This window comes from Pseudomonas taiwanensis DSM 21245 (assembly GCF_000425785.1).
Lineage (GTDB): Bacteria > Pseudomonadota > Gammaproteobacteria > Pseudomonadales > Pseudomonadaceae > Aquipseudomonas > Aquipseudomonas taiwanensis.
The window spans coordinates 49,100-71,697 of sequence record NZ_AUEC01000031.1 but is presented as its reverse complement, the minus strand read 5'-3'; the positions used below and the strand labels follow the sequence as shown (position 1 = coordinate 71,697).

Annotated in this window: 22 protein-coding genes; 9 read left to right on the top strand and 13 right to left on the bottom strand. The window is 62.2% G+C overall.

What is annotated here, in order from left to right; translation table 11 throughout:
• The 4 genes from H620_RS25790 to H620_RS0114930 form a co-directional block, all read left to right on the top strand.
• Positions 1–270, top strand: a 270-nt coding sequence (locus H620_RS25790; protein ID WP_244880961.1) for a hypothetical protein, incomplete at its 5' end; no start/stop codon positions are given.
• A 75-nt stretch (positions 271–345) separates the two neighbouring features.
• Positions 346–753, top strand: a complete 408-nt coding sequence (locus tag H620_RS0114940) for a GFA family protein (protein WP_023381474.1) — start codon at positions 346–348, stop codon at positions 751–753.
• 86 nt (positions 754–839) lie between these two features.
• A complete protein-coding gene (locus H620_RS0114935) occupies positions 840–1,178 on the top strand; it encodes an FKBP-type peptidyl-prolyl cis-trans isomerase (RefSeq protein WP_023381473.1) in 339 nt (112 codons plus the stop codon).
• Between the two features lie 49 nt (positions 1,179–1,227).
• Positions 1,228–2,421 (top strand): D-amino acid dehydrogenase, encoded by a 1,194-nt coding sequence (locus H620_RS0114930; protein ID WP_027907564.1) that lies wholly within the window; start codon positions 1,228–1,230, stop codon positions 2,419–2,421.
• Positions 2,422–2,514: 93 nt separating this feature from the next.
• Here the strand turns inward: H620_RS0114930 and H620_RS0114925 are convergent, their stop codons facing one another.
• The 3 genes from H620_RS0114925 to H620_RS0114915 form a co-directional block, all read right to left on the bottom strand.
• Entirely contained in the window at positions 2,515–3,243 is a 729-nt protein-coding gene (locus H620_RS0114925) for an aspartate/glutamate racemase family protein (RefSeq protein WP_023381471.1), read from the bottom strand.
• A gap of 16 nt (positions 3,244–3,259) precedes the next feature.
• Complete coding sequence (locus tag H620_RS0114920; protein WP_023381470.1) at positions 3,260–4,792, bottom strand: NCS1 family nucleobase:cation symporter-1; 1,533 nt, start codon at positions 4,790–4,792, stop codon at positions 3,260–3,262.
• Between the two features lie 523 nt (positions 4,793–5,315).
• Positions 5,316–5,753, bottom strand: coding sequence for an Lrp/AsnC family transcriptional regulator (locus tag H620_RS0114915; RefSeq protein ID WP_023381469.1), 438 nt, complete (start codon positions 5,751–5,753; stop codon positions 5,316–5,318).
• Between the two features lie 133 nt (positions 5,754–5,886).
• Here H620_RS0114915 and H620_RS0114910 point away from each other — a divergent pair, with 133 nt between their 5' ends.
• Both H620_RS0114910 and H620_RS0114905 read left to right on the top strand, forming a co-directional pair.
• On the top strand, positions 5,887–6,783 hold the full coding sequence (locus tag H620_RS0114910; protein ID WP_023381468.1) for a DMT family transporter: 897 nt from the start codon (positions 5,887–5,889) through the stop codon (positions 6,781–6,783).
• Between the two features lie 110 nt (positions 6,784–6,893).
• A complete protein-coding gene (locus H620_RS0114905) occupies positions 6,894–7,820 on the top strand; it encodes a class I SAM-dependent methyltransferase (RefSeq protein ID WP_023381467.1) in 927 nt (308 codons plus the stop codon).
• 22 nt (positions 7,821–7,842) lie between these two features.
• Here the strand turns inward: H620_RS0114905 and H620_RS0114900 are convergent, their stop codons facing one another.
• The gene (locus H620_RS0114900) at positions 7,843–8,841 is read right to left on the bottom strand and encodes a sulfate ABC transporter substrate-binding protein (RefSeq protein ID WP_023381466.1); all 999 of its coding nucleotides are present in this window, start codon (positions 8,839–8,841) and stop codon (positions 7,843–7,845) included.
• Between the two features lie 217 nt (positions 8,842–9,058).
• A complete protein-coding gene (locus H620_RS0114895; protein ID WP_023381465.1) occupies positions 9,059–9,880 on the bottom strand; it encodes an ion transporter in 822 nt (273 codons plus the stop codon).
• A gap of 145 nt (positions 9,881–10,025) precedes the next feature.
• On the opposite strand from H620_RS0114895, the gene H620_RS27835 reads away from it, so the two are divergent.
• Positions 10,026–10,772 carry an RHS repeat-associated core domain-containing protein gene (locus H620_RS27835; RefSeq protein ID WP_081669699.1) on the top strand — a complete coding sequence of 249 codons (747 nt, stop codon included), beginning with the start codon at positions 10,026–10,028 and terminating at the stop codon, positions 10,770–10,772.
• Here H620_RS27835 and H620_RS0114890 read toward each other — a convergent pair.
• The 6 genes from H620_RS0114890 to gcl all read right to left on the bottom strand — a co-directional run bounded on the left by H620_RS0114890 (position 10,757) and on the right by gcl (position 18,203).
• Positions 10,757–11,632: an urea transporter gene (locus H620_RS0114890; protein WP_023381463.1), complete on the bottom strand. Its 876-nt coding sequence runs from the start codon at positions 11,630–11,632 to the stop codon at positions 10,757–10,759. The two genes, H620_RS27835 and H620_RS0114890, sit on opposite strands and share 16 nt — an antisense overlap.
• A gap of 174 nt (positions 11,633–11,806) precedes the next feature.
• Complete coding sequence (gene pyk / locus H620_RS0114885; RefSeq protein WP_023381462.1) at positions 11,807–13,222, bottom strand: pyruvate kinase; 1,416 nt, start codon at positions 13,220–13,222, stop codon at positions 11,807–11,809.
• The gene (locus tag H620_RS0114880) at positions 13,219–14,493 is read right to left on the bottom strand and encodes a glycerate kinase type-2 family protein (protein WP_023381461.1); all 1,275 of its coding nucleotides are present in this window, start codon (positions 14,491–14,493) and stop codon (positions 13,219–13,221) included. The genes pyk and H620_RS0114880 overlap by 4 nt, the downstream gene beginning before the upstream one ends.
• A 155-nt stretch (positions 14,494–14,648) precedes the next feature.
• The gene (locus H620_RS0114875) at positions 14,649–15,539 is read right to left on the bottom strand and encodes a 2-hydroxy-3-oxopropionate reductase (RefSeq protein WP_023381460.1); all 891 of its coding nucleotides are present in this window, start codon (positions 15,537–15,539) and stop codon (positions 14,649–14,651) included.
• A 51-nt stretch (positions 15,540–15,590) separates the two neighbouring features.
• On the bottom strand, positions 15,591–16,373 hold the full coding sequence (hyi, locus tag H620_RS0114870) for a hydroxypyruvate isomerase (protein ID WP_027907562.1): 783 nt from the start codon (positions 16,371–16,373) through the stop codon (positions 15,591–15,593).
• Positions 16,374–16,427: 54 nt separating this feature from the next.
• A complete protein-coding gene (gene gcl, locus H620_RS0114865; RefSeq protein WP_023381458.1) occupies positions 16,428–18,203 on the bottom strand; it encodes a glyoxylate carboligase in 1,776 nt (591 codons plus the stop codon).
• Between the two features lie 257 nt (positions 18,204–18,460).
• Between gcl and H620_RS0114860 the strand changes: the two genes are divergently transcribed.
• Positions 18,461–18,901 (top strand): GlcG/HbpS family heme-binding protein, encoded by a 441-nt coding sequence (locus tag H620_RS0114860; RefSeq protein WP_023381457.1) that lies wholly within the window; start codon positions 18,461–18,463, stop codon positions 18,899–18,901.
• Positions 18,902–18,992: 91 nt separating this feature from the next.
• Here the strand turns inward: H620_RS0114860 and H620_RS0114855 are convergent, their stop codons facing one another.
• Entirely contained in the window at positions 18,993–19,604 is a 612-nt protein-coding gene (locus H620_RS0114855) for a TetR/AcrR family transcriptional regulator (RefSeq protein ID WP_023381456.1), read from the bottom strand.
• 132 nt (positions 19,605–19,736) lie between these two features.
• On the opposite strand from H620_RS0114855, the gene H620_RS0114850 reads away from it, so the two are divergent.
• Positions 19,737–20,645, top strand: coding sequence for a DUF808 domain-containing protein (locus tag H620_RS0114850; RefSeq protein WP_023381455.1), 909 nt, complete (start codon positions 19,737–19,739; stop codon positions 20,643–20,645).
• Here H620_RS0114850 and H620_RS0114845 read toward each other — a convergent pair.
• Positions 20,635–22,590, bottom strand: a complete 1,956-nt coding sequence (locus tag H620_RS0114845; protein ID WP_027907561.1) for an LTA synthase family protein — start codon at positions 22,588–22,590, stop codon at positions 20,635–20,637. The two genes, H620_RS0114850 and H620_RS0114845, sit on opposite strands and share 11 nt — an antisense overlap.
• Positions 22,591–22,598 lie beyond the last annotated feature (8 nt).

Sequence of the window (22,598 nt, the reverse complement as noted above, 5' to 3'; positions counted from 1 at the left end):
CGCCTGCTGGAAGAAAAGGGCTTCGATGGTTTGGTCACCCGCTACCAGTACGACCCGGACAGCGGTCGACTGGCCAGCACCCAGGTCGGTCAACGCCGGATCGACATCACCTTCGATGCCGTGGGGCGTCTGGCCTCGCGCACGGCCCGCCAGGGCGACCAGCGCCAGGAAGAAACCTTTGCCTACGACGGCAACGGCAAGCTGATCCAGGCCATCAATGCCGACAGCAAGCTGCAATGGTTCCATGACGAAGCGGGCAACCTCATTTGATCCGGCTCGCCGGCAATGAAGCCGGTACAGGCATCTGTACTCACCTGCCCAGCCTCCGTCCAAAGGACTGCACCCATGGCCCTCGAAAAACAAGGCACGTGCCTCTGTGGTGCCACCCGCCTCAGCGTCACGGTCGATAACACCCATATCAGCGCCTGCCACTGCAGCATGTGCCGCAAGTGGACCGGAGGTCCGCTGCTGGTGGTTCACTGCAGCCAGCCACCGACATTCGAAGGACGCGCTCCTAGCGTCTACGACTCTTCTGAGTGGGCACAGCGCGGTTTCTGTGGCCAGTGCGGCACGCACCTGTACTACCGACTCAAGGCAAACGACTTTTATGCGGTGCCGGTCGGTTTGCTCGATGGCGATGAGACCTGGGATTTCGACCTGCAGATTTTCGTCGAACAGAAACCAGCCTGGTACTGTTTCGCCAATCAGACCAAGGAGCTGACCGGCGAGCAGGCCTTCGAACAGCTCGGCTGACCCGTACCGTGCAATACTCGCGAGCTTGCCAAACCACTGCATTCCTGAGAAAAGGGCGGCTTTGATTTTTACCGTTGGAGCATGCCATGAGCAGCGAACTGCAGATCATCGACCTTGAACAAGGCGACGGCAAAGCCGTGGTCAAGGGCGCATTGATCACCACCCAATATACCGGCTGGCTGGCCGACGGCAGCGAGTTCGACTCATCGTGGTCGCGTGGCAAGCCGTTTCAGTGCGTCATCGGCACCGGCCGCGTGATCAAGGGCTGGGATCAAGGCCTGATGGGCATGCGCGTTGGCGGCAAACGCAAGTTGCAAGTGCCGGCCCATCTGGGCTACGGCGAGCGTAGCGTTGGCGCGATTCCGCCGAACTCGGACCTGACGTTCGAGATCGAGTTGCTGGAAGTGCTGACGCGGGATGATTGATACCTAGGCAATCGCGCAATTGGATTCGGATGTCTGGCAAGGAAGCGGCATGAGCCAACGAGTAACGATAATCGGCGGTGGGGTGATTGGCCTGGCGACGGCCTATGCGTTGGTGCGCGAGGGCTTGTCGGTCGACCTGATCGAAGCACGTGACAGCCTGGCCAGTGCCACGAGTTTTGCCAATGGCGGGCAGCTGTCCTATCGCTATGTCGCGCCGCTGGCCGATGCGGGGGTGCCCTGGCAGGCACTGGGTTGGTTGCTTCAAGGAGACTCGCCCTTGCGCCTGCGCTTGCGACTGGACTCGGCGCAATGGCGCTGGCTGGCCGCGTTCATGCTGGCCTGTCGGCGTTCGGTGAACCGGCGCAATGCCCACGTGCTGCTGGATTTGGCCCTGCACAGCCAGGCCGCGCTGCAGCGCTGGCGTGAGGAAGACGGACTGGCGAATTTTGCCTGGCGGCGCAATGGCAAGCTGGTCGCTTTTCGTAGCGAGCGCGCTTTTACCCTTGGGCGTGATCATCTGCTGGACCCAACACGCCAGCAGGTGCTGGGGGCCACAGAACTGCGGGCGCTCGAGCCGTCACTGCTCGAAACACCTTTCATCGGGGGGGTGTATACGCCAGATGAGGAGGTCGCCGATTGTCATCGTTTTTGCCAACGACTGGCCGAGCGTCTACGTGCCTCGGGGTTGTGCCGTTTTCTACTGGGCAAGCCGGTTAGCCGCTTGATCAGGCGCAATGATAAGGTGATCGGGTTGCAACTCGGTCATGAGCAGTTGGACGTGGAGCACCTGGTTTTATGCGCGGGGTATCGCAGCCCAGGGCTGGCTTTGCCAGGGTTGAAACTGCCGATCTATCCACTGAAGGGCTACAGCCTGACCGCGCCGATTGCGCCGAGCCATCGAGCGCCACAGGTGAGCATCACCGACTATGAGCGCAAGATCGTGTATGCACGGTTGGATGAGCAACTGCGCGTCGCGGCGATGGTGGATATCGTTGGGTTCGACGAGTCCGTGGATGCGCGCAGGTTTCAGAGCATGCTTCGGATGGCCCGCAGCACGTTGCCTGGGGCGGCCGATTATGGCCAAGCGGTGGAGTGGGCGGGGATGCGTCCTGCGACACCGACCGGGGTGCCGATCATCGGTGCAACGGTTTATCGCAACCTCTGGTTGAACCTCGGGCATGGGGCCTTGGGCTTTACCTTGGCCTGCGGTAGCGGGGAGCGGCTGGCGCGGATGTTGGTTTGAAGTTACCGGCCCTATCGCCGGCAAGCCGGCGCCAATGAGATGCCAGTAGGCGCCGGCTTGCCGGCGATAGGGCCAGTACCGACAGCCGATCTGTCAGCGCCCGAGCCGCATCGGCCAACCCACCACCTTCTTCACCCGCGGCGTCGCGTAGGTCCGCACCTTGGACGTGCTCAACCCCATCCGCACCAGCGATTCGGCGATGGTCAACGCCGCGCTCACACCATCGACCACCGGCACGCCGGTGCGCTGGCGGATCTGCTCGTCGAGCCCGGCCATGCCGCCGCAACCCAGGCAGATCACCTCGGCCTTGTCCTCGCGCACGGCGCGTTCGGCCTGCTCGACGATAGCCTCCACTGCACGCTGCGGGTCGGCCTCCAGCTCAAGCACTGCCAGGCCACTGGCGCGCACCGACGCACAGCGGTCGTACAGCCCGGAAAGCTTCAAGCGGTCCTCGATCAGCGGCACGGTGCGGTCCAGGGTGGTGACCACCGAATACGCATGGCCCAGGTACATCGCGGTGCTGGCGGCGGCATCGGTGATGTCCACCACCGGCACGTTCAGCAGCTCTTGCAGGCCTTCGCGGCCATGCTCGCCGTAGCCAGCCTGGATCACCGCATCGTAGGGGCCTTCATAGGCCAGCACGCGGTCCATGACCGCAATGGCGGCCAGGTAGCTCTCGAAGTTGCCTTCCACCGATTCGGCGCCGAACCAGGGGGTCAGGCCGACGATCTCGGTGCCGGGCGCGGCCACGCTGCGAGCCTGTTCGGCGATGGCCTCGGTGATGGCTTCGGTGGTGTTGACGTTGGCGATCAGAATACGCATGGACGATCCTCCTTGATCAATGGCTGCTGTGGTCGACGGCGATGCACTCACCGCTGACATCGTGGTATTGGCCGTTGCGCGGCGCGATCAGCAGATAGAGCGCGGCCGCGATGCCGGCGCCGATCAGCCAGGAGAAGGGCGCGATGCCATGGAAGTTGGGCACCAGGGCCAGGACGATGGCCAGCAGTGCGGACGGGGTGAAGGCGGCAACGGCGCGTAGATTGATGCCCTTGCTGTAGTGGTAGGCGCCGGTCGGGTTCTCGCTGTAGAGCTCCGGCACGTTGATGCGGCCTTTGCGCAGCAGCCAGTAGTCGGCCATGATCACGCCGTACAGTGGGCCGAGCAGGGCGCCGAGGCCAGACAGGAAGTACACGATCACCAGCGGGCTGTTGTACAGGTTCCACGGCAGGATCAGCACCGCCAGCGTGGCGCTGATCAGCCCGGCGCGGCGGAAGTTCAGGTGGCGTGGGGCCAGGTTGCTGAGCACGAACGCCGGGGCGACGAAGTTGGCCATGATGTTCACCGCCACGGTGACGATCAGGAAGGCCAGGCAGCCCAGTACCAGGAACGGAGTGTTGGGGATACTGGCGACGATCTGGGTCGGGCTGTCGATGATCTGGCCATTGATCTGGAACTGCGCGCCACACAGCACCACGGTGATGGCGGCGAACACCAGGATGTTCACCGGCAGGCCCCAGAAGTTGCCCACGCGGATGGTCTTGCGGCACGGCGAAGAGCGAGCGAAGTCGCAGAAGTTCAGCACCAGGGTGCCATAGATCGCCAGCCACAGCGCACCGCCAGCGAAAATGTTGCGCCACATCTCGTAGCCGGACAGCGGTTCGGCCACCGACCAGGCGATGCGAGCGTCGGCCTTGAAGTACATGAACACGGCCAGGGCCGCGACCGTCAGCAGGATCACCGGGCCGGCGAAAGCCTCATAGCGGCGAACCATCTCCATGCCGTAGGCGAGGATCACCAGTTGCACCAGCCAGATCGCCACGAAGCATACCCAGCCCAGGCTCGACAGCCCCAGGATGCTGTCGTGGTCGTAGGCCGCCAAGTGCGGCCAGACGGCCGTCAGCAGCACACGCAGGACCACCGATGCGAGATAGGTCTGGATGCCGAACCAGGCGATGGCAATGACCGCGCGGATCAGTGCCGGAATCTGCGCGCCATGGATGCCGAAGGCGATACGGCTGATGACCGGGAAAGGCACGCCGGTTTTCTGTCCCATGTAGCCGGACAGGTTCATGAAGAAGTACACCAGCGCCGCACCGATCGCCAGCGACAGGAGGATTTGCCAGCCACCCAGGCCCAGGGCGAACAAACCCATGGCAAAGGAATAATTGGCGATGTTGTGCACATCATTTGTCCACAACGCGAAGATACTGTACCCGCCCCAGCGCCGACCCTCGGCTCGCGTCGGAGCCAAGTCGCGATTGTGCAGGCGTGGGCTGAGTTCGATTGCCGGCGCACCACCGGCAACAGGGGAGGGAGGGTTGGCGCTGGCAACGGATAGTTCAGGGGCAAGGTCGAGGCTGGTACTCATTCCGGCAGGCTCCTGATGCGCGTGGACTGCGATGAGCGGGCATGCGCACGGGCTCGCCATCTCGTCGGTGCAGCGTTGGCATCACTGGGTTCTGGGCGCGACAGACGGGTTTGGACCGGCGTCGCGGGTTATTGTGTATTTATGTTTTGCATCGTTTGTATACAAAGCACAAGCACACAAAAGCGAGTTCCGTGCCAGGCAAAAGTCAACGCCAGGAATGATGCTTAATAGAAGTAACGAAACTGAGCCGTAACTTGATGAAAATAAAGATTTATAAGTTGACCAGTTGAACAGTTTTAATTTTTTTCAGCACTAGTTAGTTGATCGAGTGGTCAAATTCAGGGGTTGGTGTTGTGTAACGTATTGGGGCGTTACTTAATAAAGTGCACACAAAAATGGCACCTATGGTTACATTATTGTGTACAAAAAATAGTCAGGTTTTGCGGTGGCCTTTTCGCCGGCAGCCGGCTCCTGCAGGTTCGCCGTCGTCCGCCGAGGGCCGGCTGGCGGGCGATGAGGATGCTCATTCCATGGGTGGCAGCCGCCGTTTCACCGGACTTTTCTTGATGATCGCGGTGTTGGTCTCAGCCAGCACATTGATACGGTCGAGCACAGTGTCGAGCTGCTCCATCGAGCGCACATGCAGCCGGGCGATGAAGCAGTCTTCACCGGTGACCTTGTCGCACTCGGTGAACTCTGGAATGGCGATGATCTGGCGCTCCACCTCTTGCAGCTGCCCCGGCAACGGGCGGATGCGTACGATGGCCTGTAACTGGTAACCGAAGCAGCGCGGGTCGACGTCCACGGTGTAGCCACGCAACACACCGCGCTCTTCGAGGCGGCGCAGGCGTTCGCTGACGCTGGGGGCCGACAGGCCGCTGAGCTGCGCCAGCGCCTTGAGCGAGCGGCGGGAGTCCTCCATCAAGGCGTTGATCAAGCATTGGTCGATGGCGTCGGTCATTTTTGCCTCGTAAGGTTTTCTTGAGATCTTGCCTTGATAGTAAAGGCGTTCTCATAGATTTGCCTTGGATAACCGCTGGAAGGTCATCGTTCGCCCTCTGCATACTGTCGCCATCGTCAACCGGAGGTGTGAGATGGACAGTTCACTACGCCGCGGCTCATTGGAAATGGTCGCCGCCATGCTGATTTCGGGAACCATTGGCTGGTTCGTGCTGGTGTCCGGGCAACCGGTGCTGGAGGTGGTGTTCTGGCGCTGTGTGTTCGGCACCGGCACGTTACTGGTGATTTGCGCGGCGTTCGGTTTTCTCAGGCCGGGAGTCATCAGCCGTACTGCCGTTGTGTTGGCGATTGCCAGTGGGGTGTCCATCGTTGGCAACTGGGTGTTGCTGTTCGCGTCCTATTCGCGAGCTTCCATCGCCATCGGCACAGCGGTGTACAACGTGCAGCCCTTCATGCTGGTGGGGCTGGCGGCACTGTTCCTAGGTGAGAAAATCACCTTGCCCAAGGTGACTTGGCTCAGTGTGGCGTTCCTGGGCATGTTGGCTATCGTCAGTGCCCACGGTGCGGGGCAGGCCAGCGGTGATCAGTACCTGCTCGGGATTGCCCTGGCTTTGGGCGCAGCGTTGCTCTATGCCATTGCTGCGTTGATCATCAAACGCCTGAGCGGCACGCCGCCCCACCTGATTGCGTTGATCCAGGTGGCCACTGGGGTACTGCTGCTGGCGCCCTGGGTGGGGATGGGTGGGTTGCCTGGCGAGCCTTCGGCGTTGGGTAGCCTGGTGACCTTGGGCATCGTTCACACCGGGCTGATGTACGTGCTGCTGTACAGCGCGATCCAGCGTCTGCCCACGGCATTGACTGGGGCGTTGTCGTTCATCTACCCGATTGCAGCGATCCTGGTTGACTGGGTGGCCTTCGGGCACCGGCTGGCGCCGTTGCAATGGTTGGGTGTGGCGTTGATTCTGCTGGCGGCGGCGGGGATGCAGCAGGGGTGGTGGTTCCGTTCGGCGCAGGTCGCGGTAAAAGAATGAGGTGCGTTGCCGACCGTTTCGCGGGTACGTAGCGGTCCTGTGGCAGCGGGTTTACCCGCGAAGCGGTCGGCAGCGGTAGAATGGCTCCTTTTATTCGCTTGCGACCCGCCATGACTTCGCCGATCCACACCCTCGAACAGCATCTGCTCAGCGCCCTTGACCCAGCCCCCCAGGAAACCCGTCGCCTGTTCCATGGCCGTGGTCGGTGCTGGCCGGGCCTGGAGCAGATCACGGTCGACTGGTTGCAAAGCGTGCTCTCGGTTGCACTGTTCCGCGAGCCGCCTGAAGGTCAGCTCGCGGAACTGCAAGCCATGCTGCAAGCGCTTGCCGAACGCCCACAGTGGACAGGCCAGGCCATTCTCATTCAGCACCGTTATCTGCCGGACAGCCCTGGCCAGTGGCTGGTGGGCGAACCTTGCCAACAGCGCGAAGTGATCGAGGACGGTTTGACCTACCTGCTCGACCTCGGTGTGCGGCAGAACAACGGACTGTTTCTGGACATGCGCTACGGCCGGCGCTGGGTGCGCGAACAGGCCGCCGGCAAGCGGGTGCTGAACCTGTTTGCCTATACCTGTGGTTTCTCCGTGGCGGCCATTGCCGGCGGGGCCCAGCAGGTGGTGAATCTGGACATGGCCAAGTCCGCTTTGTCCCGCGGCCGCGACAACCACCGGCTCAATGGCCACGATGCTTCACGGGTGGCATACCTGGGGCATGAGTTGTTCAAGTCGTGGGGCAAGGTGCGCAAGTACGGGCCGTATGACCTGATCATCATCGATCCGCCTACCTTCCAGCGTGGGAGTTTCGTACTGACCCAGGATTACGCGAAGATCCTGCGGCGTTTGCCTGAGATGTTGAGCGAGGGCGGCACTGTGCTCGCCTGTGTCAACGACCCGGGCATTGGGCCGGAGTTTCTCATTCAAGGGATGGCCGAACAGGCGCCGAGGCTGCAGTTCGTGGAGCGGCTGGACAACCCGCCGGAGTTTCCGGATGCGGACCCGGCGGGTGGGCTGAAGGCACTGGTGTTCCGTCAGGGATGACGGTGTCAGGGCCTGCAATCGGTTATTGGCCAGTGTAGATCTGGTCGAACACGCCACCATCGTTGAAGTGGGTCTTCTGGACTGTGCGCCAGTCACCGAAGGTCTTCTCCACCGAGAGGAAGTCGACTTTCGGGAAGCGGTCGGTGTACTTGGCCAGTACCGTGGCGTCACGCGGGCGCAGGTAGTTCTGCGCGGCGATTTCCTGGGCCGCTGGCGACCACAGGTACTTCAGGTACTCCTCGGCCACGGCTTGGGTGCCTTTCTTGGCCACTACCTTGTCCACCACGCTGACTGGTGGTTCGGCTTCGGCCGACACACTTGGGTAAACCACTTCGAACTGGTCGCGGCCAAATTCGCGGGCGATCATCTCCGCCTCATTCTCGAAAGTCACCAGCACATCGCCGATCTGGTTGGTCATGAAGGTGGTAGTCGCGGCGCGGCCACCGGTGTCGAGCACCGGTGCCTGCTTGAACAGCTTGCCGACGAAATCGCGGGCCTTGGTTTCGTCACCCCCCTGCTTGAGCACGTAGCCCCAGGCCGAGAGGTAGGTGTAGCGGCCGTTACCCGAGGTCTTGGGGTTGGGCACGATCACCTGCACGCCGTCCTTGAGCAGGTCGGGCCAGTCTTTCAGTGCCTTGGGGTTGCCCTTGCGCACGATGAACACGGTAGCCGAAGTGAACGGCGCGCTGTTGTTCGGCAGGCGGGTCACCCAGTTGTCCGGCACCAGCTTGCCGTTGTCGGCCAGGGCGTTGATGTCGGTGGCCATGTTCATGGTGATGACATCGGCCGGCAGGCCATCGATCACCGCACGTGCCTGCTTGCTGGAACCGCCGAAGGACATCTGCACGTTGACCTTCTCTTTGTGCTCGGCTTCCCAGTGCTTCTGGAAGGCCGGGTTGTAGTCCTTGTAGAAGTCGCGCATCACGTCGTAGGACACGTTGAGCAGGGTGGGGGCGGCCTGGGCGAGGTTGCCCAAGGCCAGGCCTGCGGCGAGCAGCGAGGCGGTGAAGAGTCTTTTCACGTTGCTTCCTTGTTCTTGAAGATTATCGGGGCAGATTGCCAGCGACTATAACGGGTGGGTTTGTAGGGGTTAAAGAACAAAAACGACTTTGGTTATGCTTTTGCCAGTGCCGGCCTCTTCGTGGGTAAACCCGCTCCTACAGGGGCCGCGCGCAGTTTGGGCCTGTGGTGATCCTGTGGGAGCGGGTTTACCCGCGAAAGGGTCGGTCCAGGCAACCTCATTGTTTGGGAAACAGCACATTCCCACACCGGGAACAGAACGCCGCGCCATGCTCATGGCTCTTCTTGCTGCAGGTCGGGCAATCGTGCTGCAGTTGCTCCCCGCGCATGGCATTGGCCAGTTCGGCGGTAAAGATCCCGGTTGGCACGGCGATGATCGAGTAACCAATGATCATCACCAGGGACGACACCACTTGCCCCAGCGGCGTCTTCGGCACGATGTCGCCAAAGCCCACCGTGGTCAGGGTAACGATGGCCCAGTAAATGCCTTTGGGAATGCTGGTAAAGCCATGCTCGGGTCCTTCGATCACGTACATCAAGGTGCCGAACACCGTGACCAGGGTCGACACGCTGACCAGGAACACGATGATCTTCTGCTTGCTGCCCCGCAACGCCTCGATCAGGTAATGGGCCTGCTTGAGGTAGGGGCTAAGCTTGAGCACCCGGAAGATCCGCAGCATCCGGATCACCCGAATGATCAGCAGGTATTGGGCATCGCTGTAGTACAGCGCGATGATCCCCGGCACGATCGCCAGCAGGTCGACCAGGCCATAGAAGCTGAAGGCATAGCGCAAGGGTTTGGGCGAGCAGTACAGGCGGGTGAGGTACTCGGCCAGGAAGATCGCGGTAAAGCCCCACTCGATGCCGGCCAGCAGGCCGGCGTAGCCCTGATGCACCTCGTCGATGCTGTCAAGGATGACGGTGACCAGGCTGGCCAGGATGATCAGCAGGAGGATCTTGTCGAAGCGCCGGCCGGCTACGGTGTCGGTCTGGAAGACCATGATGTAGAGGCGTTCGCGCAGGGATTGCGGGGTGAACATGGCTTAAATTCCGAGGGCGAAGCAGTAAGCCTAGAGGGTCTTTGGTGAAGGGTGCAACGAGTGAACTGGTAAAACTGCTAGTTACCTGGAGAGTTCAGGTCAGAGCAAGATTGGGAATCTCGAAAATAAAGCTGAGCGAACGGCTATGACAGCAATGGCGATACAGACAGCTTCGTATACCGCTTATGGGCATTTGTGGGCAATGTCTGGTGCTTCGCTGGGGTTCAATGGCGAGCTGAGAGACCGGGTATTGCACGGCTATGCATTGGGCAATGGGTATCGCTTTTATATCCCTACGCTTATGCGCTTTTGCAGCGAGGATGCGTTGAGCCCGTTTGGAGAGGGCGGGCTAAATGCCTATTGCTACTGCGAGGGCGATCCGATTAATCGCTCTGACCCGTCAGGTCGGGCTGGCACTGGGCTCAAGGGTGAGTTTATTCGCCTGAACATACCGCAGGCGTTCAGATCTCTGGTTAAGACATATTTTAAAAGCAACCCATCTAAGACCTCCTATCACCTTGGTCTTGGTGAGGCAGGTTACTTGATTAAGAAGTCGCCAACTGGGCAATTAACAGCAGCTCGAATTCTTGGCTTGGGTGCCACCCATGAGCGATGGATGCAATCTCAAACTCTTAATCGAGCCCTACAAAGTGAAAACAGTGGGCTGATTGAGAGTAATAAGGCCCTTGTGCTCAAGGTCAACGCGTTGGAACAGTACCTGCGTCGTAACAAGCCTGAGCCTCCACCGCCTCCAAGACTTCCGCCGCCTCCGTCGCGAAGGCCTCCACCGCTTCCGCCAAGAAAAGTTGATCTGGCGCTCAATCCAGCTCATATCCGGCAGCCGTCAGAACGAGTGTCTGGACTGCCAGAAGACAGTCAGTTCGGCAGTTGATGTGCGGTGTTTTTCTGCTTTCTGTGATCTCGGTATTCAGCCACATGCATTAGCCAGCAGGCCACCACAAACGGCGCGGTCAGGCCGGGCACCGGTAGCAGCTTGAACAGCGGTTGCAGCAGCAGGGCCAGGGCGATGGCCAGCAGCGTTACCCACGGCTTTTCACCTTGCCTGCTGAAGGCCAGTGCCGCCAGCGCGGCGTTGAAACCGTACAGGCCCAGCCACGCGGCTTGCGCTTGGTCGGCGAGCAGTGCAACGCCGCCGCCGATGGCCGAGCCGAGCACCGCCCACATTGCGGCATAAGGGTTGGCGATGAACATGCCGACGATGATCAGCAAGCCAGCCAGCGGCTGGTCGAGCAGGAAGATCTGGCCCACACCGCGCGCCAACGCGTACAGCGGGTCGGCCTCGACGAAGCCGCTGGGCGAGGGGCTGGCGATCAGCAGTGTGGCCCAGCCCAGCAGCACGAAGGGTGCAGTGTAGGCGACCAGCAGCTTGCCGCCGCGCTTGCGCCACTGGTGGGTGATGATGCTGGACAGGCCGCCGGCGGCGATGATCAGTGGCGGCAGGATGGCTGACCAGGGCAGCACGGCGGTGATCAGGATGCCGATCAACACGCCGTTGTAGCAGTACAGCCCGGCCTGGCGGTCGGCACGGTCGTAGCCGCGGGCTTGCGCGGTGAGCAGCCCGGCCAGGGCGCCGAGCAGGGCACCACCGACCAGGTTCGGGGCGGTCAGCAGTATGGCCAGCAGGCAGCACAGGCCGCACAGGGGGTTGCGCAGCAGCAGCACCTGGCTGAAGCCGTTGAGTAACGCCGTGGCCCAGTCAGGGCACGGGTTGACGAAATTTTTGGTGTACATCGGGGCAGTCAGTGAGGTTGATGGGAGGGCGGTGGGCCTCTTTTGGGCCTCGGTTTTCCGCATGTCTGTTGTATTTGTGTATGGGGAGGGCTTTGCCCTCCATCGCAGGCTTCGCCAGCTCCTACAGGGGTATCGCGAAAATCCTGTAGGAGCCGGCGTGCCGGCGATGGGCTGTCAGATCAAGGTCTCGATCCGCAGCGTGTTAGTCGACCCGGGCTTGCCGAAAGGCACGCCGGCAGTGATCAGCAACGTGTCGCCACGGCTGGCCATGCCCTGCGCCTGGGCAATCTCCAGTGCGGTCGAGCAGATCTCATCCACTTGGCGCAGGCGGTCGTTGACCACCGAGTGTACGCCCCAGGCTACGCTCAGGCGCCGCGCGGTGTTCAGGTTCGGTGTCAGGTTGAGGATCGGTGCCCGTGGCCGCTCGCGTGCCGCGCGCAGGGTCGAGGCGCCCGACTCGCTGTAGTTGACCAGCACCGCTACCGGCAGGATGCCGCTGATACGGCGGATGGCGCAGCTGATGGCGTCCGACACGGTGGCCTCGGCCTTCGGCCGGCCAACGTCGAGCTGGGCCTGGTAGTCCGGGCCGTTCTCCACCTGGCGGATGATTTTGCTCATCATCTGCACGGCTTCCAGCGGGTAGTCCCCCGAGGCGGTCTCGGCCGACAGCATCACCGCATCGGCACCTTCCGCCACGGCGTTGGCCACGTCGGTGACTTCGGCACGGGTCGGCGCGGGCGAGAAGCGCATGGATTCGAGCATCTGCGTGGCCACCACCACCGGTTTGCCCAGCTGGCGGCAGGTGCCGATGATGCGCTTCTGGATCTGCGGCACGCTTTCGGCCGGCACTTCCACACCCAGGTCGCCACGGGCCACCATGATCGCATCCGCAAGCTCTGCGATGGCTTGCAGCTGTTCGACTGCCGATGGCTTTTCGATCTTGGCCATCAGGTAGGCGCGATCGCCGATCAGCTGGCGCGCTTCGACGATGTCCTCAGGGCGCTGCACGAACGACAGGGCCACCCAGTCCACACCCAGCTCCAGGCCGAAGGCCAGGTCGCGGCGGTCCTTTTCGGTGAGTGGCGAGAGGTCGAGCACCGCTTGCGGCACGTTGACACCCTTGCGGTCGGACAGCTCGCCACCGGCCAGGACTTCGGTGTCGATGGCATCGCTGTGCTTGGCGGTCACGCGTAGGCGCAGCTTGCCATCGTCCAGCAGCAGGTCCATGCCCGGTTCAAGGGCTGCGATGATCTCTGGGTGCGGCAGGTTGACCCGACGGCTGTCGCCCGGGGCCTTGTCCAGGTCCAGGCGCAGCGCCTGGCCGCGTTGCAGTTGGACCTTGCCTTCGGCAAAGCGGCCGACACGAAGCTTAGGCCCTTGCAGGTCCATGAGGATGCCCAGCGGATAGTTCAGCTGCTGCTCGACCTCACGAATCCACTGATAGCGCAGGGCGTGGTCGGCATGCTCGCCGTGGCTGAAGTTGAGGCGGAAGATGTTCACCCCGGCTTCGACCAGCTGGCGGATGTCGTCGATGCCTTTGATCGCAGGGCCGAGGGTGGCGAGGATCTTAACTTTTTTATCAGGCGTCATGATTGGGCAGTCTCGAGAATCAGGATGGCGCGGAAGTCGTTGACGTTGGTGCGGGTCGGCTCGGTGACGATCAGCGCATCCAGCGCGGCGAAGTAGCCATAGCCGTTGTTGTTGTCCAGCTCGTCACTGGCCGACAGGCCCAGCGCCTCGGCGCGGGCGTAGCTGCTCGGGGTCATGATGGCGCCGGCGTTTTCTTCCGAGCCATCGATGCCGTCGGTGTCGCCGGCCAGGGCGTACACGCCCGGCAGGCCTTTGAGGCTTTCGGTGAGGCTCAGCAGGAACTCGGCATTGCGCCCGCCACGGCCGTTACCGCGTACGGTCACGGTGGTCTCGCCGCCGGAGAGGATCACGCAGGGCGCCTTGAGCGGTTGGCCATGCTGGACGATCTGTCGGGCGATACCGGCATGCACCTTGGCCACTTCGCGCGATTCGCCTTCCAGGTCGCCGAGGATCAGCGGGCTGAAGCCTGCCTGGCGAGCTTTGACCGCTGCGGCCTCCAGTGACTGCTGGGGTCTGGCGATCAGTTGGAAGTGGCTGCGTGCCAGGGCCGGGTCATCGGCCTTGACCGTTTCCGAGGCCGGGTTGTTGAGCCAGTCGATGACGGCCTTGGGGGCTTCGATGTTGTAGCGCTTGAGGATGGCCAAGGCATCGGCCGAAGTGCTCGGGTCCGCCACGGTGGGGCCGGAAGCGATGACCGTGGCCAGGTCGCCCGGCACGTCCGAGATGGCATAGGTGTACACGGTGGCCGGCCAGCAGGCCTTGGCCAAGCGACCGCCCTTGATCGCCGACAGATGCTTGCGCACGCAATTCATCTCACCGATGGTAGCGCCGGACTTGAGCAGTGCCTTGTTGATCTGTTGCTTGTCGGCCAGGGTCAGTCCCTCGGCCGGCAAGGCCAACAGGGCGGAGCCGCCGCCGGATAGCAGGAAGATGACGCGGTCGTCTTCGGTCAGGTCGCTGACCAGATCGAGCACGCGCTTGGCCACGGCGAGGCCGGCGGCATCGGGGACCGGGTGGGCGGCTTCGACTACCTCGATCTTCTGGCAGTTGGCGCCGTGGCCGTAGCGAGTCACGACCAGCCCGGAGACTTCGCCCTGCCAGCTCTTTTCGACCACTTCGGCCATGGCGGCTGCGGCCTTGCCGGCGCCGATGACGATGACCCGACCGCTACGGTCGGTGGGCAAGTAGGGTTCGAGGACTTGGCGCGGGTGGGCGGCGGCGATGGCTGTGTCGAACAGCTCGCGGAGAAGTTTTTGCGGATCGACCGACATGGCAGGCTCCCAATTGTTTTTGTTCTGCAGAATCGAAAACGCCCCTGGAACTGCCTCCGTGCAGGCCGAACCAGGGGCGGGTGTTGCTCGGGTCACTGCCTGGCCTGTGGTCGCAGGTCAGGCAGCGTGTGCTTCATCGCGAGCTACGCTCGCTCCTAGAGGTCGCGGATCGAGAAGTTGGCCATGTGCTCCAGGCCCTTGATCAGCGCGGAGTGGTCCCAGTTGCCGCCGCCCAGCGCCACGCAGGTGCTGAATACTTGCTGGGCATTGGAGGTGTTGGGCAGGTTGATGCCCAGTTCCTTGGCGCCTTGCAGGGCCAGGTTCAGGTCCTTCTGGTGCAGGTTGATGCGGAAGCCTGGGTCGAAGGTGCCTTTGATCATGCGCTCGGCGTGCACTTCAAGGATCTTCGACGAAGCGAAGCCGCCCATCAGAGCTTCACGGACCTTGGCAGGGTCCGCGCCGTTCTTGGCAGCGAACAGCAGGGCTTCGGCAACGGCCTGGATGTTCAGGGCGACGATGATCTGGTTGGCGACCTTGGCGGTCTGGCCGTCGCCGTTACCGCCGACGCGGGTGATGTTCTTGCCCATGGCTTCGAACAGCGGCAGGGCGCGCTCGAAGGCTTTCGGGCAGCCACCGACCATGATGCTCAGGGTCGCGGCCTTGGCGCCGACTTCACCGCCGGATACCGGCGCGTCCAGGTAGGCAGCGCCGGTGGCCTTGATCTTCTCGGCGAAGACTTTGGTCGCGGTGGGCGAGATCGAGCTCATGTCGATCACTACCTTGTTCGGACCTACGCCCTCGACAACGCCGTTCTCATCGAACAGCACGCTTTCGACCTGTGGGGTGTCCGGCACCATGACGATGATGAACTCGGCTTCCTGGGCCACTTCCTTCGGGTTGGCCAGGGCCACTGCGCCAGCGGCGATCAGGTCGGCAGGGGCGGCGTCGTGGTGGGTGGAAACGAAGATGCTGTGACCTGCTTTTTGCAGGTTCTGGGCCATGGGTTTGCCCATGATGCCGGTGCCGAGGAAACCGATTTTAGCCATGAGAAATTACCTCTTTTATATTTGTTCGCATTCCCGGTGGGAGCAAAGGATTCAGATCGCGTTGTGCGTTTTCAGCCAGCCCAGGCCAGCTTCGGTGGTGGTCAGCGGCTTGTACTCCGCGCCCACCCAGCCCTGGTAGCCGATGCGGTCCAGGTGCTCGAACAGGAAGCGGTAGTTGATCTCGCCGGTACCGGGTTCGTTGCGGCCCGGGTTGTCGGCCAGCTGGATGTGGTTGATCAATTTCAGGTTGGCTTCCAGGGTGCGAGCCAGGTCACCTTCCATGATCTGCATGTGGTAGATGTCGTATTGCAGGAACAGGTTGTCGCTACCCACCTCGGCCTGGATTTCCAGGGCTTGCTGGGTGTTGTTCAGGTAGAAGCCTGGAATGTCGCGGGTGTTGATCATTTCCATGACCAGGCGAATACCGGCGGCCTTGAGCTTGTCGGCGGCGTAGCGCAGGTTCTCGACGAAGGTCTTGCGCACAGTGGCGCAGTCCGGACCTTGCGGGCGAATGCCGGCCAAGGCGTTGACCTGGGTGTTGCCCAGCACCTTGGCGTACTCGATGGCCTTGTCGACACCTGCACGGAATTCTTCGACCCGATCAGGGTGGCAGGTGATACCGCGCTCGCCCTTCGCCCAGTCGCCCGCTGGGAGGTTGAACAGCACCTGGGTCAGGCCGTGGGCATCGAGCTGCTGCTTGATTTCGGCAGCGCTGAAGTCGTACGGGAAGAGGTATTCGACGCCGCTGAAGCCAGCGTCGGCGGCAGCCTTGAAGCGGGCCAGGAAGTCCTGTTCGGTGAACAGCATGGACAGGTTGGCAGCGAAGCGAGGCATGAGTGGTCTCCTTGCGATGAAGGCCCCCAGTTCAAGCCTGGGGGCGTCAGGCGATCAGTCCAGCAGCGAGATGGCGGTCGGTGCGTCGTTGCCGACCAGGGCGAGGTCTTCGAACTCGTTGACCGCGTTGATCTCGGTGCCCATGGAAATGTTGGTCACACGCTCGAGAATCACTTCGACCACCACCGGCACGCGGAACTCTTCGGCCATTTTCTGCGCCTTGAGTAGGGCAGGGGCGATCTCGCCCGGCTCGAACACGCGAATGGCCTTGCAGCCCAGGCCTTCGACCACGGCGACGTGATCGACACCGTAGGTGGCGGCGTCGGTGGCGTTGATGTTCTCGAACGCCAGTTGTACACAGTAATCCATGTCGAAGCCACGCTGAGCCTGGCGGATCAGACCCAGGTAGGCGTTGTTCACCAGCACGTGGACGTATGGCAGGTTGAACTGCGCGCCCACGGCCAGTTCTTCGATCATGAACTGGAAGTCGTAGTCACCCGACAGCGCAACCACTTTGCGCTTTGGATCGGCCTTGACCACACCGAGGGCGGCAGGGATGGTCCAGCCCAGCGGGCCGGCCTGGCCGCAGTTGATCCAGTGGCGTGGCTTGTAGACGTGCAGGAACTGCGCGCCAGCGATCTGCGACAGGCCGATGGTGCTGACGTAGCAGGTGTCTTTGCCGAAGACCTGGTTCATTTCTTCGTAGACGCGCTGCGGCTTGACCGGCACGTTGTCGAAGTGGGTCTTGCGCTGCAGGGTGGCCTTGCGCTCCTGGCAGTCTTCCAGCCAGGCTTTGCGGCATTTGAGCTTGCCAGCGGCTTTCCACTCGCGGGCGACTTCCAGGAACACGTCCAGCGCCTTGCCGGCATCGGAAACGATCCCCAGGTCCGGGGTGAACACGCGGCCGATCTGGGTTGGCTCGATGTCGACGTGGATGAACTTGCGGCCTTCGGTGTAGACGTCGACGGAACCGGTGTGGCGGTTGGCCCAACGGTTACCGATACCGAACACCAGATCGGATTTGAGCAGGGTGGCGTTGCCGTAGCGGTGCGAGGTCTGCAGGCCGACCATGCCGACCATCTGTGCGTGGTCGTCCGGGATGGTGCCCCAGCCCATCAGGGTCGGGATCACCGGCACGCCGGTCAGCTCGGCGAACTCGACCAGCTTGTCGCTGGCATCGGCGTTGATGATGCCGCCACCGGCCACCAGCAGCGGGCGCTCGGCGTCGTTGAGCAGGGCCAGGGCCTTTTCAGCCTGTACGCGGGTAGCGGACGGCTTGTGGACTGGCAGCGGCTCGTAGGCGTCGATGTCGAATTCGATTTCGGCCATCTGCACGTCGAACGGCAGGTCGATCAGCACTGGGCCTGGGCGGCCGGTGCGCATTTCATAGAAGGCCTTCTGGAAGGCGTAAGGCACCTGGCCGGGTTCCAGAACGGTGGTGGCCCACTTGGTGACCGGCTTGACGATGTTGGTGATGTCGACGGCCTGGAAGTCTTCCTTGTGCAGGCGGGCACGCGGCGCCTGGCCGGTGATGCAGAGGATCGGGATGGAGTCGGCCGAGGCGCTGTACAGGCCGGTGACCATGTCGGTGCCGGCAGGGCCGGACGTACCGATGCACACGCCGATGTTGCCCGGATTGGCGCGGGTGTAGCCCTCGGCCATGTGGGAGGCGCCTTCGACGTGACGAGCGAGGACGTGATCGATGCCACCGACTTTCTTCAGGGCCGAGTACAGCGGGTTGATGGCTGCCCCCGGGATGCCGAACGCGGTATCTACACCTTCACGGCGCATGACCAGAACGGCTGCATCGATTGCTCTCATTTTGCTCATGGTTTGTGCCTCATTGATTTTGTAATTGTATACAACTTGCTTTGTGCCAGAGTGTATTCACGCCTGGCGGCTCAGGTCAATGGATTTTCATCGGGGCAGTTCGCTTTCGTTCGAGCGCCCGTGAAAACGGCTGTTTGCGTGATCGCATACGATCGTTTCAAATTATTGTATACAAAAATATTCGCGGTTGTGTTCTATTTGTCCTATCGGTTTTCAACTGCCCTCAGGGCTTCTCACAACAAGAAGAGGACCTTTCCATGAACGCTTTGAACCTCAAAGCCGCTGTCAGCCTGGTGAACGCCGCGCTGGCTGCGGGCCGCAAGATCAATTCCGCGCCGCTGACGGTGGCGGTGCTGGACGCCGGCGGGCACCTGCTGGCGTTGCAGCGCGAAGATGGGGCGAGCCTGATTCGCCCGGAGGTAGCCATGGGCAAGGCATGGGGCGCGATTGCGCTGGGCAAGGGCTCGCGTTTGCTGGCGTTGGATGCGCAGCAGCGCCCAGCGTTCTTCGCGGCATTGAATGGGTTGGGTGAGCGGCCGGTGGTGCCGGCTCCAGGTGGCGTGCTGATTCGTGATCAGGACGGGAAAGTGCTGGGGGCGGTAGGGATCAGTGGAGATACGTCGGATATCGACGAGCAGTGCGCGATCAGTGCGATCGAAGAGATCGGGTTGAAGGCGGATGCCGGGGTAGCTGCCTGAATCTCGATTGCCGGCTCTGACCTATTCGCGGACAAGCCTGCTCCCACAGAGACTTCAGGAGCGGGCTTGTCCGCGAATGGCGGCAGGTGGTTCAGGCCACCTCAGGCTCACAGCCTTTGAGTACCATCCGGATGATAGTCTCCGCCGCCGCGTCATAATCGCTGTCGGCCAGCTTGGCCTTGCCGGTCACCGCCGAGATCTGCCAGTCGAAGTCGGCATAGGTCTGGGTCGCGGCCCAGATGCTGAACATCAGGTGGTGCGCATCCACATGGGCGATCTGCCCACGGTCGATCCAGCGCTGGATGCACTCGATGTTGTGGCGTGCCTGCTCGTTCAATTGCTCTACCTGACTCGGCGACAGGTGCGGTGCGCCATGCATGATCTCGCTGGCGAACACTTTCGAAGCGTGCGGCAGGTCGCGGGAGATGCGGATCTTAGAGCGAATGTAGGAACTCAGCACTTCTCTGGGGTCGCCATCGGCATTGAACGGCGTCGACGCCTGCATGATCGGGGCGATGATGCTTTCCAGGACCTCGCGGTAGAGGTTGTCCTTGGACTTGAAGTAGTAATACACGTTCGGCTTGGGCAGGCCGGCCTTGGCCGCGATATCGCTGGTCTTGGTGGCGGCGAAGCCCTTGTCGGCGAATTCCTCGCTGGCCGCGCGCAGGATCAGTTCCTTGTTGCGCTCGCGAATGGTGCTCATTGTCGGGGCTCTTCCTCGTGTCTGGCCACCTCTAAGAGGGATCGGGCATGGTAGCACCGGCCCCAATGGGCGCTCAAGGCAGCGACTTTCGGCTAGAATCTGGCCCATTCAACTTATTCGGAACCGGCAATCATGGCAGGAAGCAGTCTACTGGTGCTGATCGACGACATCGCCACGGTGCTCGATGACGTCTCGGTCATGACCAAGGTCGCGGCGAAGAAGACTGCGGGCGTGCTGGGTGACGACCTGGCGCTCAATGCCCAACAGGTCACTGGCGTACGTGCCGAGCGAGAGATCCCTGTGGTGTGGGCGGTGGCTAAGGGGTCGTTGGTCAACAAGCTGATCCTGGTCCCTGCGGCGCTGCTGATCAGTGCGTTCATTCCATGGGCGGTTACGCCGCTGTTGATGGTCGGCGGCGCCTACTTGTGCTTCGAGGGTTTCGAGAAGCTGGCGCACAAGTTCCTGCACAGCAAGGAGGAGGACGCCGCCGGGCACGATGCGCTCAAGGAGGCGGTGGCCGATACCAACGTCGACTTGGTGGCGTACGAGAAGGACAAGATCAAGGGCGCGGTGCGCACCGATTTCATTCTGTCGGCCGAAATCATCGCCATCACCTTGGGTACCGTCGCCGATGCGCCGCTGACCCAGCAGATCATCGTGCTGTCGGGCATTGCCATCGTCATGACCATCGGCGTGTACGGGCTGGTGGGCGGTATCGTCAAGCTCGATGACCTGGGGCTGTGGATGACCCAGAAGGCTTCGCGGCTTGCCCAGACGGTGGGTAACGGCATTTTGCGGGCGGCGCCGTACATGATGAAGAGCCTGTCGGTGATTGGCACGGCGGCGATGTTTCTGGTGGGCGGTGGCATTCTGGTGCATGGCATCGAGCCCCTGCATCACGCCATCGAGGCGTTCAGCGAGGGGCGCGGTGGGGCGCTGACCGGGGCGCTGCTCAACGGTGTGGCCGGGGTGGTGGCCGGTGCCGTGGTGCTGGCGGTGGTCAGCGTGGTCTCTAAGATTTGGCGCGCCGTCAAGGGCTGACGGCCACGCCTTTTTCCTCATCGCCGGCTGCCGGCTTCCAGGCGAGTAGGCCTTTGCTGAAATCGTTGGCCGCACTCTGGTAGTAGGCAATCGCCCGACGTACCAGCGGGTTATCGCTACCCACGCTCATTTCCCGGCTGTTGCCCAATGCATCCTTATGCACACGCATGCCGCCGCGCGGGCTGAGGATCGCCAGGTCCTTACCGTCGAACAGGCCCAGGTGCTGATAGTTGCCGATCAGTACCCGCGGCGGCAGGGCGTCTTCACGCAGCAGGTCGCGGCCGAAGAAGGTCGAGGTGTAGCTGAGATTCAGCAGGCCGAGCAAGGTCGGTGCAAGGTCGATCTGGCTGGCCAGTTGCGCGTCTTCGCGCGGGGCGATCAGCTTGGGGGCGTAGATCCACAGCGGGATCTGGTAATTGTTCACCGGCAGGTCTTCCACGCCGGCGCTACCGGCGGTGTGGTCGGCCACGAAGACGAACAGGGTGTTGTCGAACCATGGCTTGCCCTTGGCTTCGCGCAGGAACTGCGCGATGGCATGGTCGGTGTACTTCACCGCGCCTTCACGGCCTTCACCCGACGGGATGTCGATACGCCCGTCCGGGTAGGTGTAAGGGCGGTGGTTGGAGGTGGTCATCAGTTGCAGCAAGAACGGCTGCTGCTTGGCATGGTCGGCATCGGCCAGTTTGAGGGCCTGTCGGTACAGGTCTTCATCGGCCATGCCCCAGGCATTCTTGAAGCTGATTTCGCTTTCATCCACGCTGCTCTGGTCGACGATACGGTAGCCGTTGCCGCTGAAGAAGGCGTTCATGTTGTCGAAGTAGCCACGCCCGCCATAGACAAACACGGGGTCATAGCCGACAGCAGCCAGTTGCTGGCCCAGGCTGCCGTAACCGCTTTCGCGGCCGATGCGTTTGACGATGGAGCGGCCCGGTGTTGGCGGAATCGACAGGGTGATGGCCTCCAGGCCACGGTCGGTGCGGGTGCCGGTGGCGTAAAAATTGTTGAAGTACAGGCTTTCGCGGCGCAGGGCGTCCAGGTTGGGCGTGAGGTTGCGCGGGTCGCCGTTGCTGCCCATGTACTTGGCGCTGAAGCTCTCGATGGTGACCAGGATGATGTTGGGCGTGCGTGGCTCGCCGCTGGCGTTGATATGGCGGCGGATATCCTCGGGCTCGCTGGCCTGGAACCGGGCATTGGGCTCAGCCAGCTCCTGGTGCATCTGCGCGCCGGCTTCACTGGCATCGAGGGTGGCGTAGAACTGGCTGTAGTCCAGTTCGTTGTTACGGAACGCGGCAAAGAACTGGTACGGGCCGTTGCTGGCCAGTTCGCGTTGGTAGGCGTTACCACCCTGGCCGCGGGGGAATTGCTGGTCGACCAGCAAACCGCTGAGCCCCCCCAGCACAGCCAACAGCGCAATGCCGCCCAGGCGTTGGCGCAGATTGGCACCGGGGGCTGCGAGCGCCTGGCCGAGGGGCTTGCGCAAGACCACTGCAAGCAACACGGCGACCACAGCGATGCTGCCCAGCAGGGTGGGCAGCGGGTACGATTCGCGGATGTTGTCCAGCACTTCCTTGGAATACACCAGGTAATCGACCGCGATAAAGTTGAAGCGTACCCCGAACTCGTCCCAGAACAGCCACTCGGCCACCGCGACGAACAGCATCACGAACAGGCTGACGACCAGTACGCCGCCCATCAGCCGGCGATGCAAGCGCGTGCGCCATAAGCCTGCCGGGCACACGGCCAGGTACAGCCCCAGCGGCAGGGCAGCGTAGGTGAGGAAGCTCAGGTCGTACAGGGCACCACTGAAGAACAATGAGACGTAGTCGCCATGTACTTCATCCAGATGGGTGACCAGTAATACCAGGCGGGTCAGCAGGAAGATGCCGAACCACAGTGAGCAAACTAACAGAAGATACCGCCACGGGGCGGCGAGGGACGTGCGCATTAAGTAGG